The organism is Mesorhizobium neociceri, from assembly GCF_013520985.1.
GTDB classification, from domain to species: Bacteria; Pseudomonadota; Alphaproteobacteria; order Rhizobiales; family Rhizobiaceae; genus Mesorhizobium; species Mesorhizobium neociceri.
The window spans coordinates 1-552 of record NZ_JACDTY010000062.1 but is presented as its reverse complement, the minus strand read 5'-3'; the positions used below and the strand labels follow the sequence as shown (position 1 = coordinate 552).

Sequence of the window (552 nt, the reverse complement as noted above, 5' to 3'; positions counted from 1 at the left end):
GGGTGTTGTTCGGCGCCGTGGTGTCTGGGTCGGTCGCCGTCGCGGTATACACCACCGTGCTGGCCGGCGCGTTCTCCGCCACGCTCGCCGTCGCACCCGAGGTCACTGTCGGCGCCTCGTTGACGTCCGTCACATTGATGGTGAAGGTCTGCGAGCTGGTGGGTCCGTCGCCGTCGGAGGCCAGGACGGTGATGGTGTGGCTGGTGTCGTCCTCGAAATTGAGCAGCGAGGCGTCGGCGACCGTCACCACGCCAGTGGTGGCGTCGATGGCAAAGCGTCCGCCGGCGTCGTCGCTGAGCGAGTAGGTGACCGGCGGGCCGTTGGGATCGGTCGCGGATGCCGTGATGCCGACGGCGGTGCCGTTGGCGGCACCCTCTGCAACCGTGTTGGCGGCCGCATCGGTGTCGGTCGGCGTTGACGGATCAACGTCCGTCACATTGATGGTGAAGGTCTGCGAGCTGGTGGGTCCGTCGCCGTCGGAGGCCAGGACGGTGATGGTGTGGCTGGTGTCGTCCTCGAAATTGAGCAGCGAGGCGTCGGCGACCGTCACCA

At 67.6% G+C, this 552-nt stretch carries 1 protein-coding gene; it reads right to left on the bottom strand.

Annotated features, from left to right (window positions below; all coding sequences use genetic code 11):
* Positions 1 to 552 (bottom strand): cadherin repeat domain-containing protein (locus H0241_RS35310; protein ID WP_181062298.1); only part of this gene is annotated, 552 nt, incomplete at both ends.